This window comes from Gemmobacter sp. (genome assembly GCF_016792925.1).
In the GTDB taxonomy this organism is placed as follows: domain Bacteria; phylum Pseudomonadota; class Alphaproteobacteria; order Rhodobacterales; family Rhodobacteraceae; genus Gemmobacter.
This window is the reverse complement of sequence record NZ_JAEULU010000233.1, coordinates 1-11,692: the sequence shown is the minus strand read 5'-3', so window position 1 is coordinate 11,692 and position 11,692 is coordinate 1. Positions and strand designations below refer to the sequence as shown.

The following is an 11,692-nucleotide window of genomic DNA, read 5'->3' as shown; positions in this document are numbered from 1 at the left end:
CCAATGGCGGGCGCTTCGCACCCGCCGGGGCAGGCACTGGCCTCTCGGTCGCGGGTTGAACCGGTCTTGCGGCCAGTTTCCCACAGGGGCGGCGAAACGCGATGCGTTTCTGGATCCGCCCCCGGGCTGGCCAAGGCGCGGCCCAATCCCCCGCCCTTGCCGCCTCACTCCACCCGCGTCGCCAGCCAGTCCATAAGCACCGGACGCACCGACACGGCGCCCTCGGCCATGCTGCGCAGGATCACCTCGCGCGCTTCCTGCAAATCCACCTGCCGCAGCAGGGCCTTCACCGGCCCGATCGAGGTGGGCCGCATCGACAGCGCCCCGATGCCAAGCGCCGCGAAAACCAGCGCCTCCACCGGGCGCCCGGCATCCTCGCCACAGAAGGACAAGGGCGTGTCGCTGGTCTGGCAACGCTCTGCGATCAGCCGCAGGAACCGCAGGAACGAGGTGTTCAGCGTGTCATACCGCTTCCTCACCCGCTCATTCTCGCGGTCGGCGGCAAAGAAGAACTGCTTCAGATCATTGCCGCCAATCGACACGAAATCCGCCAGATCGAAAAACGCCCGCGGCGCATAGGCGAGGCTCGGCGTCTCCAGCATGGCCCCGATCTTCAAGGCCTCGGGCACCGGGCGCCCCAGACGGTCCTCGCGCTCGACCTGCCGCAACACCATGTCGCGGGCCTCGGTGAACTCGCTCAACTCGGTGATGAAAGGGAACATCACCGTCAGAGGCCGCCCCGCCGCCGCCCGGATCAGCGCCTGCGCCTGCATCTGCAACACGCCCGGCTTGTCCAACCCCACCCGGATCGCCCGCCACCCCATTGCGGGGTTCGGCTCGTCCTGCGGCTTCATATAGGGCAGCACCTTGTCCGACCCGATGTCCAGCGTGCGGAACGCCACCGCACGCCCCTTGGCGGCATCCATCACCCGCGCATAAAGCCGCGCCAGCTCGTCGCGCTTGGGCATCTGGTTGCGGATCAGGAATTGCAGCTCGGTGCGGAACAGCCCCACCCCCTCCGCCCCCGAACTTTCGATCGAGGGCAGATCGGCCATCAGCCCGGCATTCATGTTCAGCCGGGTGATCGTGCCGCATTTCGATTGCGCGGGCAGGCTGCGCAAACTCGCATAGCGCTCCTGCGCCTTGGCCTGCATCGCCATCTTGTCGCGGAAACTGCGCACCACCATCTCGTCGGGCCGCAGATGCACCAGACCCTGATCGCCATCGACCAGAATATGATCGCCATTCAGCGCCTCGGCCACGATCCGCTCGGCATGGATCACCAGCGGGATCGCCAGCGCGCGGGCCACAATGGCGGCATGCGACCCGACCGAGCCCTCCTCCAGCACCACGCCGCGCAGGCGCTTGCCGTAATCCAGCAATTCCGCCGGCCCGATATTGCGCGCGATCAGGATCGGGTCTTCCGGCATCTGCGCGCCGGTATCGGCCCCCTGCCCGGTCAGGATGCGCAGCAGGCGGTTCGACAGATCGTCCAGATCGTTCAGCCGCTCGCGCAGATAGGCGTCCTCCACCTGCTCCAGCCGCGCCCGCGCCGCCGATTGCTCTTTCTCCACCGCCGCCTCGGCCGACAGGCCGCGCGCAATGTCCTCCTCCATCCGCTTCAGCCAGCCCCGGCTGTTGGCGAACATGCGATAGGCCTCCAGCACCTGCCGCTGATCCTTGTCCAGCGCGGCCGCCGACAGCAGATCGTCAATCGAGACCCGCAATTGCCCCACCGCCTCGCGGATGCGGTCGATCTCGGTCAGCGGATCATCGGCCACCGGGTTCGTCACCACCACGCGCGGCTCATGCAGCCAGACATGCCCCTCGGCGCTGCCCTCCTGCGCGGTGCCGCCGCGGAACAGCCGCGGCTGCTTGTGCAGCGCCTTGAGGCCACCCTCCTCGCCCAGAAACGCGCCCAGCTCGGTCATCTCGGCCACCACCATGGCCACGACTTCCAGCGCGTAAACCTCATCCTCCGAGAATTGCCGCGCGGTTTTCGACTGCACGACCAGAACGCCCAGCCGCTCGCCCACCCGCTGCACCGGCACGCCGAGGAAAGAGGAGAAAATCTCCTCCCCGGTTTCCGGCATATAGCGGAACCCCTTTTCCGAGGGCGCATCCGCCGTATTCACCGCCGAGGCCGTGCGCGCCACCCGCCCCACCAGCCCCTCGCCCAGCTTCATGCGGGTCTGGTGAACGGCCTCTTTCTTGAGGCCCTCGGTGGCGCAAAGCTCCAGCGTGTCCTCGTCACGGAACAGATAGATCGAGCAAACCTCCGTCCCCATGCTGTCGGCAATCAGATGTGTGATGCGGTCCAGACGGTCCTGGCCCTTGCCGGGCAGGGCGAGACTGTCGCGCAGACGCCGCAGCAATTTGCGGCTGTCACTCTCACTGCGTTCGGGCATGATGGCGGGCGCCCTCCTTCTGGATGACTAGGCTGGAATGCTTTGGTCCCTTAGATCACGAAAGCCCCGGCGCAGGAAAGCCCCCGGTTGCAACCCATGGCAGCAGACCGCGCAATCCCGCCGCAATATCGGGCAAATGCGTCCGATCTGCCCGCAAAGAGGCAGGCAGCCCGCGCAGAGACGCCTCACACCGCCAGCGACAACCCGCCCGTGCGCGTCACCTCGGCCTCGATGATCGCCGCCAGACTGTCCAGCGCCGGGTTGCGCGCCTTGCGTGCCCGGCGGATCACATAGGCCAGACCCGGCGGGGGCGGCAGCGCCCCGCAAAACCGGTCACTCGGGGCGGGAAGCCCCCCGCTTGACGCATCGCCGCGCAGCACTTCCATGCCGGGCCGGATATGCCGGTCGCTCAGCAGCGCCACGCCAAGCCCGGCCTGCACCGCCGCCACGATCCCCGCCGCGCTGGCGCATTCAAACACCGTTTCCAGCAGCGCCCCCTCATCCTGGCCAATATCCAGCGCCCAGCGCCGGTAAAAGCACGCATCGTCAAAGGACAGAAACGGCAGCGGTCCGCTTTCCGGCAGCGCAAGGCCGCTGGCCTTCACCCAATGCAGGCCCTCGCGGAACAGCACGTGATCGGCGGGGCGCACCTCATGGCTGAAGACCTGCACAATCGCCGCATCCAGCTCGCCGCGCTCCAGCATCTCGCGCAGCGTGATGCTCATGCGCACGCGCACCCGCACGTTGACCTGCGGATGCAAGCGGCGAAACCGCCCGAGGATACGCGACAGATCGGTGCAGGTCGTGTCCTCGGTCAGGCCCAGCTGAATGCGCCCTGCCAGATCGGTGCGCGTCAGGCTCAGCAGCGCCTCGTCATGCAGCGCCAGAATGCGCGCCGCATACTCCAGCAGATCCTCGCCCGCCTCGGTGAACAGCGCCGCGCCCGGGCGGCGGCTCAGCAGATCGCAATCCAGGCTCGCCTCCAGCCGCTTCACCTTATGGCTGACCGCCGATTGCGTCAGGCCCAGCGCCGCTGCGGCCCGCGTGATGCCGCCATGCTGCCGGATCGCCCGCAAGGCGCGCAGCGCGTCAATATCCAGTCGTCGCGAGGCCAGATCACTCATGCCGCCCCCCTGCGCCGCAGAGAGCCCACAGCCGATGGCGTCCGGCCCGGCGCCGCTGCGGCCCGCGTGACGCCGCCATGCTGCCGCATCGCCCGCAAGGCGCGCAGCGCGTCAATATCCAAGGGTCGGCAGGCCAGATCGCTCATGCCCCTATCCTGCGCCGCCGGGCGGGGGGCGCGCAACAGGAAATGACTCCTGCGCGTGCCGCGTCATGCCTTCATCGAAATTTGTCATGTGCAGCCCGCGCGATGCGCCGCTATGCCGGGGCAGCACTGACAGGACCACCGCATGACCGCCCTTCCCGCCCCCGCCACCACCAGCCCCCACCCGCTGCTCTGGCCGCTTTGCGCGCTCATGCTGATCTTCGGCTGGAGTTCCGGTTTCATCGGCATCCGCTACGCCAATGAAGAGGCGCCGGTGCTGCTGGTGCTGTTCTGGCGCACGCTGCTGTCAGGGCTGATCCTGCTGCCCTTCGCGCTGGCCCTCGGCCCCCGGCTGCGCCTTGGCGCCGTGCTGTATCAAATGGCGTTCGGCACCATGGCGGTGTTTCTCTACCTTGGCGGCTTTGCCCTCGCCATCGAGGCGCGGGTGCCCACCGGCCTTGTCGCGCTGATCTCCGACCTCCTGCCCCTCGCCATCGCCGCCCTGTCGCAGCCCGTGCTGGCCGAAAACCTGACGCGCCGCCAATGGCTTGGCACCGTCCTCGCGGTGGCGGGCGTGCTGATCGTGTCCTTCGACAGCCTCAGCCTCGGGGCCGCGCCGCTCTGGGCCTATGGCCTTACCGTGGCCTCCATGCTGGTCTTCGCGCTGGCCTCGGTCCTGGACAAGCTCGTCACCCGCGACCCGGCCCGCGCCGCGCTCCACATGCCCGTCCATCAGGCGCTGTGCCTGCAATGCCTGACCGGCGCCGCCCTCTTCGCCCTCAGCCGCCTGGCCATGGGCGCAGACCTCGCGCCCCCCCTCACCGCGCATTTCGCCCTTGGCATGGGCTGGCTGGTCCTCGTCGCCACCTTCGCCACCTATTCGGTCTATTACACCAGCCTGCGCCTGTTTCCCGCCGCCCGCGTCAGCGCCGCCATCTATCTCAGCCCCCCCCTTCACCATGGCGCTGGCCTGGGCGCTGTTCGACGAACCGCTCAGCCCCTCCATGTTCGCGGGCCTCGCCGTCACCCTGCTGGGCGTCACCCTCACCCTCCGCGGCTGAGGGGGAAAATTGCACCGCCGGTCTCCCTGCCCATTGCAGCGCCGCCCCCGCCTCCCTAGCTTTCCCCCATGAGCGACACGCCAAAGCCCCCCGCCGCTTCCGCCCCGCTTCCGGCCCCCCGGCAAGCGCCCTTCCCGGAATTCGAGATCGCCGAACTGGCGCGGCGCGCCCGCAAGGCCAATGGCCCGCTCATGAGCCTCCTGCAAAAGCTGGGCGGCACGCTGGAGGGGCAGCTTGGCCTGCTGCCCGACGGCGCCCGCAAACAGGTGGAGGGCCTCACCCTCGCCACGCTCGAACGCGCGCTCAGCGTCGCGGGCGGCATGGCCAGCCTTGGCAAACGCGGCCCCGACCTGGGCGACAGCGCCGCCCCCCTCGCCGCCGCCCTCTCCGGCGCGGCAGGCGGCGCGGGCGGCGTCCTCACCTCGGTGGCCGAGCTGCCCGTCACCATCACCCTCATCCTGGGCACCATCCGCGCCGCTGCCGAGGCCGAGGGCTTCGACCCCGAAACCCCCGCCATCAAGGCCGAGATCCTGCGCTGTTTCGCCAATGGCACGCCCTTTGGCGGCGATGACGGCGTGAACACCGCCTTCATCGGCGCCCGCTTCGCCGTCACCGGCGCCGCGCTGAACAAGCTGGTCGCCACCCTCGCCCCGAAAATCGCCGCCATCATGGGCCAGAAGCTCGCAGCCCAGGCCGTGCCGGTGCTGGGCGCGGTGTCGGGCGCCGCGCTCAACGCCGCCTTCCTCAGCCATTACCGCGAGCTGGCGCGCATCCGCTTCCGCCTGCTGCGCCTCAGCCAGACCCATGGCGCCGAGCAGGTGATCGCCCGCTTCGCCGAGGCCGCCACGGTGAAACCCCTGATCGGCAAGGGCTGACCCCGGCGCATTGCCATTTGACAGAAAACTTGCAAGGCCCCATATTCTGCAAGAATCCCATTGCAGACCGGAGCCCCCATGCCCCCTCTCCGCGCCCCTCTTCGTATCGACGGCGCCGAATTGCGTCTGGTGCGCCTGCCGCTGGTCACTCCCTTCACCATTTCCACCGGCACCATGACCGAAAAGGTCTTTCCCCTGCTCATCCTCAAATCCGGCGGGCTGGAGGGCTATGCCGAAGGCGTCATGGACCCACTGCCGGATTATCTGGAGGAAACCACCGCCGGCGCCATGGCCCTGCTGCGCGATACCCTTCTGCCGCAGGTCATGGGCCACAGCTTCGCCCATCCGCAGGCGCTTGCCCGGGCGCTCTCGCCCTGGCGGGCCAATTTCATGGCCCGCGCCACGCTGGAAATGGCCTTCTGGGATCTCTGGGCCAAATCGCTGGGCCTGCCCCTGCAAACCGTGCTGGGCGGCGAGGGCGGCGCCATCGACGTGGGCGTCTCGCTCGGCATCGCGCCCATCCCCACCACGCTGGACCGCATCGCGCAGCACCTCGACCAAGGCTATCAGCGCATCAAGCTGAAGGTGAAGCCCGGCCATGACCTCGCGCTGCTGCGCGCCGCGCGCGAGGCCTTCCCGCAGGCCCACCTGACCGTGGATGCCAATTGCTGCTACAGCCTCGCGGATAGCGCCCTGATCGCCCGGATGGATGCTTTCGACCTCGATTATATCGAACAGCCCCTCGCCTGGGATGACATCCACGATCACGCCACCCTGCAAACCCGCATCGCCACGCCGATCTGCCTGGATGAAAGCATCCGCACCCCCGACCACGCCCGCAAGGCGCTGCAAACCGGGGCGGCGCGGGTGATGAATATCAAGGTCGGCCGTGTCGGCGGGCATACGGCTGCCCGCGCCATCCATGACCTGTGCGAGGCCTTCGCCGTGCCGGTCTGGTGTGGCGGCATGTTGGAAAGCGGCGTGGGCCGCGCCCATAACATCCACCTCTCCACCCTGCCCGGCTTCACCAAGCCCGGCGATACCTCCTCGGCCAGCCGCTATTTCACCCGCGACATCATCGAACAGCGGCTGGAGACGGTGGCAGGCCGGATGCCCGTGCCCCCCGGCCCCGGCATCGGCGTCACGCTCGACCTCGACACTCTGAAAACCGCCACCCTCAGCCATGCGGAGATCCTGCCATGAGCCTCCTCGCCCCCATGGCGCCCGCCCAAACCGCCGTCACCTTCCGCGATCTGCGCGGCATGGCCGAGTTTACCGAGGCCGAGGCCCTGCAACGCGCCGTCTGGGGCGCAGGCGATGTGCCCGATCCTGCCGATCTGATGATGGTCATTCAGGCCGAGGGCGGATTGGTCGGCGGTGCCTTCGTGGAGGACCGCCTGATGGGCTATGTCTTCGCCTTCCCCACCGCCACGCCCGGCGTGCAGCATTCGCACCGCCTCGCCGTGCGGGCAGAGGCGCGCGGCCTTGGCCTTGGCCTGCGGCTGAAACTCTATCAGCGTGACTGGTGCCGGGCGCGCGGCATCCACCTCACCCGCTGGACCTATGACCCGCTGCGCCTGCCCAATGCCAGCCTCAACATCGGTCGCCTTGGCGCCAGCGCGGGCGATTACCGGGTGGAATATTACGGCGCCATGGCGGGCATCAATGCGGGCCTGCCCTCGGATCGCCTCGTGGCCGAATGGCATTTCGACGCACAGCCCCCCGCCCCCGGCACCCCGCTGGACCTGCCGCTTCCCGAAGACCTCGACGCGCTTCTGGCCACGAACCCGCCCGAGGCCCTGCGCCTGCGTCTCGCCTTGCGCGACGGCTTGCAGGCTGCCTTCGCCAAAGGCCAGCGCGTGACCGGATTCGACAAGGTGACGCGGCGTTACCTGCTGTCCCCGGCGTGACGTGTATAGCCCGTTACCCTTCGCCCCGTTTGGGCGGGGGGAAACGGTATAGGCCGTTACAGTTTGGCGGTTCTTGCGCCCGAAACTGTATAGGCGGTTACCGTTTTCAGGCCTTCGCCTTGGTCACCGGCCCTGTGACGCCCTCCCAGGCGCCGCGCACCAGTTCCAGCCCCAGCACACGGTCCGGGTTGGTGGGCGGCGGCATGATCACGCCTTCCAACTTCTTGAATCCAAAGCGTTTGTAGTAGGGGGCATCGCCCACCAGCATCACCCGCTCCCAGCCCAGCCGCTTGGCCTCGGCCAGACTTTCGTTGATCAGCAGGCCGCCCAAGCCCTCGCCCTGCCGCGTCGGATGCACCGCCACCGGCCCCAAAAGCAGCACATCCTGCTCGTCCACTTCCGCAGGCCAATAGCGAATCACCGCAGATAATGTGCCGTCAGCGTCTCGCAACACCAGACATAGTGGTGCCACCGTCGCCACCCCGTCTCGCAGCCGATAGGAAGACAGCGCCGTGCGACCCGGCGCAAAGCAAAGGTCATACAGCGCCTCCACCTCCCACCAATCCGCCTCCGTCTCTTCCTCAAGCTGATACATGCCATCCCCCGGGACTCACATTTGCCGCGTAACATGCACAGGTGACAGGGAAAAGACTGGAATCGCCAAGCCCCCTCGCCTCGCCTGCGCCGCTGGTCTAGGCTGCGGAAAACCACGGGGGCGCGGATGGAACGCAAGCTGGGAATCATAGGCGGATCAGGGGTTTACCAGATCGACGGGCTCGAGGGCGCGCATTGGCAGCATGTCGATACCCCATGGGGCGCCCCTTCTGACAGCATCCTCTCGGGCCGGTTGAACGGCCTTGCCATGTGCTTTCTGCCCCGCCACGGCCGCGGCCATGTCCACCTCCCCGCCGAGGTGCCCGCCCGCGCCAATATCGCCGCCCTCAAGGCGCTCGGCTGCACCGATCTCGTCGCCGTCTCCGCCGTCGGCTCGCTGCGCGAGGATTTCCGGCCCGGCGACATGGTGGTTCTGGATCAGATAATCGACCGCACGGTGGCCCGCCCGGCCAGCTTTTTCGGCCAGGGCTGCGTTGCGCATGTCAGCCTTGCAGACCCGTTTTGCGCTGATCTTTCAAAGGCTTGCGCCACCGCCCTCGCCGCCACAGGCACCACCTTTCACCAAGGCAGCACCTATCTGGCGATGGAGGGGCCCCAGTTTTCCAGCCGCGCGGAATCGCGGATGTATCGCCAATGGGGCGCCGATGTGATCGGCATGACCGCCATGCCCGAGGCCCGCCTCGCGCGCGAGGCCGAGCTGTGCTACGCCTCGGTCGCCATGGTCACCGATTACGATTGCTGGCACGAGAGCCACGGCGCGGTGGATGTCGCGCAAGTCATTGCGGTGCTTGCAAAAAATGCAGGCACAGCCAAGGCGATGATCGCAGCCCTACCCGCCCACTTGGCCCCTGCCAAAGCTTCCTGCCCCTGCGGCTGCGACCGCGCGCTGGACCATGCCGTAATGACCGCCCCCGCCGCCCGCAACCCCGCCACGGTCGAGCGGCTGCGCAGCATTGCGGGCCGGGTGTTGTGAAGGTTCTGGTCCTTGGCGCCGATGGTTTCATCGGGCGGCATGTGGCCTTTGCGCTCCGCGCGGCGGGGCATGAGGTTCTGGCCTCCGCCCGCCGCGTCTCTGCGCTGGAACGCATGGGATTTCAGGTGGTTAAGGCCGATCTGACACAGCCTGAAACCCATGATCCGGCCTTCTGGCAGCCCCATCTGCAAGGGGCGGCGCTGGTCAATCTGGCGGGTCTCCTCACCGGATCGGAGGCCGAGTTCGAGGCCGTGCATCAGCGCGCCCTGCGCGCCGCGCTGGCCGCCTGCGCCGGGCCCAAGCTGCATGTCTCGGCCATCGGCATTGAGGCCGACACCCCCTTCGCGCGCTGGCGCCGCGTGTCCGAGGCCGAGGCCTTCGCCGCAGGCGCCATGGTGCTGCGCCCCGGCCTTGTCCTGGCCGATACCAGCTATGGTGGAAGTTCGGCTCTGCGCGCCTTCGCAGCCCTACCCTTTGTGGTGCCGGTGATCGGCAGCGGCACGCAGCCTTTCAACCCGATCCATGCCAGCGACCTCGGCGCGGTCATCGCCGAACTGCTGGCTCAGCCGCGCCCCGGCCTACACGAGATCGGCGGCCCGGAAACCATGACGCTGACCGCGCTGACCCTCGGCTTGCGCAACTGGCTGGGCTTGCCGCGCGCGCGGGTCTGGCGGGTGCCGCGCTGGCTCGCCCGGGTCTCGGGGCGACTGGGCGATGCGCTGCGGCTCGGGCCGATTTCGACCACGGCCCTGCGGCAGCTGGATCAGGGCGTCTGGGCCGACACCGCCCCGCTGCTGGCGCAGATCAGCGCCCGGCCAAGGGGCATTTCGCAGATCCTCGCCAGCCGCCCCGCCGGCACGCAAGATCTGTGGCAGGCGCGGCTTTACCTGCTCAAGCCCTTGATAAGGCTGACCTTGGCGCTGATGTGGCTGGCCTCGGCGGCCTTGGGGTTCCTCACCCCCCTTGCCCACTTCGGTGCCACGATCCCGCTGCCTGAACCACTGGCCCTTGTGCTGGCACGGGGCGGCGGCTTGGCCGATCTGGCGCTTGGGCTGGCGCTGCTGCGCGACTGGCGGCCGCGGAAAATTGCCCTCGCACAGCTTGCACTGGTGGCAGGCTATACGCTGGGCCTCACCGTCTTGGCCCCCGGCCTCTGGCTTGATCCCTTCGGCGGCTTGCTGAAAAACCTGCCGGTTCTGGCGCTGATCCTCGTGCATCTCGCCCTGGCGGAGGAGCGCTGATGGACCTGTATTTGCTAGCGAAATGGCTGCATGTGCTGTCCTCGACCGTGCTGTTCGGCACCGGGATCGGCACTGCCTTTGCGATGGTCTGGGCGATGCGGTCAGGCCGGGCCGAGGTGGTGGCCCATGTGGCGGGCGGCGTGGTCGTGGCCGACTGGATCTTACCGCGCCCGCCGGGCTGGTCCAGCCGCTGACCGGGCTGTGGCTGATCCGGGAAACCGGGTTCAGCCTGTGGGAGGATTGGCTGCTGCTGACCTATTCCGCCTATGCGCTGGCGCTTTTGTGCTGGCTGCCGGTGGTCTGGCTGCAATATCGCCTCCGCGATCTGGCCCGCGCCGCCAGCCCCGGACCGCTGCCCACATCGGCGCGGCGGCTCTTCGCCATCTGGTTCTGCCTGGGCTGGCCCGCCTTTGGCGCGCTGACCGGCGTGTTCTGGCTGATGATCTCGAAACCCGATCTGTTCTGAAGGCAAGCCTATGAAAAATCTCAAGGATAAAGCGGTGCGCGACTATATCCGCACCATCGTGGATTTCCCGCATGAGGGCATCCTGTTCCGCGATGTGACCACGCTATTCGCCGATCCGCGCGGCTTTCGCATCTGCATCGACCAGTTGCTCGCCCCCTATGCCGGGACCCGCATCGACAAGGTGGTCGGGCTGGAGGCGCGCGGCTTCATTCTGGGCGGGGCGGTGGCGCATCAGCTGTCCACCGGCTTCGTGCCGATCCGCAAGAAGGGCAAGCTGCCGGGGCAGACCATCAGCCAGGCCTATAGTCTGGAATATGGCGAGGCGGTGGTAGAGCTGCATGAGGATGCCATTCAACCCGGCGAGCGCATCCTGCTGGTGGATGACCTGCTGGCGACCGGCGGCACCGCCGAGGCGGGCATCCGGTTGGTGGAGCGTCTGGGCGGCCAGATCATCGGCTGCGCCTTCGTCGTCGATCTGCCCGATCTGGGCGGGCGAAAGCGGCTGGAGGCCATGGGGATGGAGGTTCACGCGCTTTGTGCGTTTGACGGTCTGTGACCGGTTCCATCTTAACCGATTGTTAACTCCGACTCGCTAGAACGAGCTTACCGGGTTCACCCACCCGGGGATGCGCTGCTTGCAACACGTGTCCAACACACACCCCACCCAGCCCCGTCGGGATCACCCTCCCGGCGGGGTTTCCTTTGGTAGCTGTGGGATTTGGATATTTAGGCCAAGGTGAATGGGTAAAGCGCGCGCTTGCAGCTTCATCTTGGCCCAAATATCCACTCGCAACGCTGATGCCCGCGCGCCTTCGCAGGGTCAGCGCAGCACGGCGCCGGGGTTGAGGATGCCGTGCGGATCGAGCGCGGCCTTGA

General features: G+C 67.8%; 11 protein-coding genes and 1 pseudogene. 8 read left to right on the top strand and 4 right to left on the bottom strand.

Annotation, left to right across the window (positions count from 1 at the left end; translation table 11 throughout):
• Positions 1 to 164: 164 nt before the first annotated feature.
• From ptsP to JNN06_RS11120, 3 genes are all read right to left on the bottom strand, one after another.
• The gene (ptsP, locus tag JNN06_RS11130) at positions 165 to 2,408 is read right to left on the bottom strand and encodes a phosphoenolpyruvate--protein phosphotransferase (RefSeq protein WP_291239661.1); all 2,244 of its coding nucleotides are present in this window, start codon (positions 2,406 to 2,408) and stop codon (positions 165 to 167) included.
• A 185-nt stretch (positions 2,409 to 2,593) separates the two neighbouring features.
• Positions 2,594 to 3,532, bottom strand: coding sequence for a LysR family transcriptional regulator (locus tag JNN06_RS11125; RefSeq protein ID WP_291239660.1), 939 nt, complete (start codon positions 3,530 to 3,532; stop codon positions 2,594 to 2,596).
• Positions 3,529 to 3,678 (bottom strand): hypothetical protein, encoded by a 150-nt coding sequence (locus tag JNN06_RS11120; protein ID WP_291239659.1) that lies wholly within the window; start codon positions 3,676 to 3,678, stop codon positions 3,529 to 3,531. The genes JNN06_RS11125 and JNN06_RS11120 overlap by 4 nt, the downstream gene beginning before the upstream one ends.
• A gap of 142 nt (positions 3,679 to 3,820) precedes the next feature.
• Here JNN06_RS11120 and JNN06_RS11115 point away from each other — a divergent pair, with 142 nt between their 5' ends.
• The 4 genes from JNN06_RS11115 to JNN06_RS11100 all read left to right on the top strand — a co-directional run bounded on the left by JNN06_RS11115 (position 3,821) and on the right by JNN06_RS11100 (position 7,521).
• Entirely contained in the window at positions 3,821 to 4,795 is a 975-nt protein-coding gene (locus JNN06_RS11115) for a DMT family transporter (protein WP_291239658.1), read from the top strand.
• Positions 4,796 to 4,804: 9 nt separating this feature from the next.
• Complete coding sequence (locus JNN06_RS11110; protein ID WP_291239657.1) at positions 4,805 to 5,611, top strand: EcsC family protein; 807 nt, start codon at positions 4,805 to 4,807, stop codon at positions 5,609 to 5,611.
• Between the two features lie 78 nt (positions 5,612 to 5,689).
• Complete coding sequence (gene menC, locus JNN06_RS11105; RefSeq protein ID WP_291239656.1) at positions 5,690 to 6,814, top strand: o-succinylbenzoate synthase; 1,125 nt, start codon at positions 5,690 to 5,692, stop codon at positions 6,812 to 6,814.
• Entirely contained in the window at positions 6,811 to 7,521 is a 711-nt protein-coding gene (locus JNN06_RS11100) for a GNAT family N-acetyltransferase (RefSeq protein WP_291239655.1), read from the top strand. Before menC ends, JNN06_RS11100 begins: the two co-directional genes overlap by 4 nt.
• Before the next feature lie 106 nt (positions 7,522 to 7,627).
• On the opposite strand, the gene JNN06_RS11095 is transcribed toward JNN06_RS11100, so the two are convergent.
• A complete protein-coding gene (locus JNN06_RS11095) occupies positions 7,628 to 8,116 on the bottom strand; it encodes an N-acetyltransferase (protein WP_291239654.1) in 489 nt (162 codons plus the stop codon).
• Positions 8,117 to 8,242: 126 nt separating this feature from the next.
• On the opposite strand from JNN06_RS11095, the gene JNN06_RS11090 reads away from it, so the two are divergent.
• The 4 genes and pseudogenes from JNN06_RS11090 to JNN06_RS11070 all read left to right on the top strand — a co-directional run bounded on the left by JNN06_RS11090 (position 8,243) and on the right by JNN06_RS11070 (position 11,372).
• Positions 8,243 to 9,109 (top strand): S-methyl-5'-thioadenosine phosphorylase, encoded by an 867-nt coding sequence (locus tag JNN06_RS11090; protein WP_291239653.1) that lies wholly within the window; start codon positions 8,243 to 8,245, stop codon positions 9,107 to 9,109.
• Entirely contained in the window at positions 9,106 to 10,350 is a 1,245-nt protein-coding gene (locus tag JNN06_RS11085) for an SDR family oxidoreductase (RefSeq protein WP_291239652.1), read from the top strand. Before JNN06_RS11090 ends, JNN06_RS11085 begins: the two co-directional genes overlap by 4 nt.
• Positions 10,350 to 10,816 (top strand): annotated as a pseudogene (locus JNN06_RS11075) (DUF2269 domain-containing protein). Before JNN06_RS11085 ends, JNN06_RS11075 begins: the two are co-directional and overlap by 1 nt.
• A gap of 10 nt (positions 10,817 to 10,826) precedes the next feature.
• Positions 10,827 to 11,372: an adenine phosphoribosyltransferase gene (locus JNN06_RS11070; RefSeq protein WP_291239650.1), complete on the top strand. Its 546-nt coding sequence runs from the start codon at positions 10,827 to 10,829 to the stop codon at positions 11,370 to 11,372.
• The last annotated feature ends 320 nt before the right edge of the window (positions 11,373 to 11,692 follow it).

Bases quoted from the DNA above. Each gene is read 5' to 3' on its own strand.
- ptsP (WP_291239661.1), bottom strand. From the start codon at position 2,408: ATGCCCGAACGCAGTGAGAGTGACAGCCGCAAATTGCTGCGGCGTCTG.
- JNN06_RS11125 (WP_291239660.1), bottom strand. From the start codon at position 3,532: ATGAGTGATCTGGCCTCGCGACGACTGGATATTGACGCGCTGCGCGCC.
- JNN06_RS11120 (WP_291239659.1), bottom strand. From the start codon at position 3,678: ATGAGCGATCTGGCCTGCCGACCCTTGGATATTGACGCGCTGCGCGCC.
- JNN06_RS11115 (WP_291239658.1), top strand. From the start codon at position 3,821: ATGACCGCCCTTCCCGCCCCCGCCACCACCAGCCCCCACCCGCTGCTC.
- JNN06_RS11110 (WP_291239657.1), top strand. From the start codon at position 4,805: ATGAGCGACACGCCAAAGCCCCCCGCCGCTTCCGCCCCGCTTCCGGCC.
- menC (WP_291239656.1), top strand. From the start codon at position 5,690: ATGCCCCCTCTCCGCGCCCCTCTTCGTATCGACGGCGCCGAATTGCGT.
- JNN06_RS11100 (WP_291239655.1), top strand. From the start codon at position 6,811: ATGAGCCTCCTCGCCCCCATGGCGCCCGCCCAAACCGCCGTCACCTTC.
- JNN06_RS11095 (WP_291239654.1), bottom strand. From the start codon at position 8,116: ATGTATCAGCTTGAGGAAGAGACGGAGGCGGATTGGTGGGAGGTGGAG.
- JNN06_RS11090 (WP_291239653.1), top strand. From the start codon at position 8,243: ATGGAACGCAAGCTGGGAATCATAGGCGGATCAGGGGTTTACCAGATC.
- JNN06_RS11070 (WP_291239650.1), top strand. From the start codon at position 10,827: ATGAAAAATCTCAAGGATAAAGCGGTGCGCGACTATATCCGCACCATC.